General features: G+C 70.1%; 1 protein-coding gene. It reads right to left on the minus strand.

What is annotated here, in order from left to right; translation table 11 throughout:
• Positions 1-402, minus strand: a 402-nt coding sequence (locus CAY82_RS27730; RefSeq protein WP_140399187.1) for a glycosyltransferase, incomplete at both ends; no start/stop codon positions are given.

Genomic DNA, 402 nt, shown 5'->3' on the forward strand with positions numbered 1-402 from the left:
GAGCACGCTGGTCGAGGGATCCGGGGGGTAGAAGTCCGCGTCGATGCCGTTGGTGATGATGTCGATCTTGGCCGGGTCGATCGACGGGTAGCTGGCGAGGATGTCGTCACGGGTGGCGTTGCTGACCGCGACGACGGCGTCGGCCGCCTCGTACGCCGTCCGCTCGGCCCAGCTCGACAGGCGGTAGCCGCCGCCCAGCTGCTTCGCCTTCCACGGACGCAGCGGCTCGAGCGAGTGCGCGGTCACCACGTGCGGTACGCCGTACAGGAGCTTGGCCCAGTGGCCGGCCATGTTCGCGTACCAGGTGTGGGAGTGGACGAGCTGGGAGTTGCCCACGGCCGCCGTCATCGTCAGGTCGGTCGAGAGGATGCGCAGGGCCGCGTTCGCCGCCGGCATCCGCGG

The sequence above is a fragment of the Pseudomonas sp. SID14000 genome, from assembly GCF_002165135.1.
Classification (GTDB): Bacteria; Pseudomonadota; Gammaproteobacteria; order Pseudomonadales; family Pseudomonadaceae; genus Aquipseudomonas.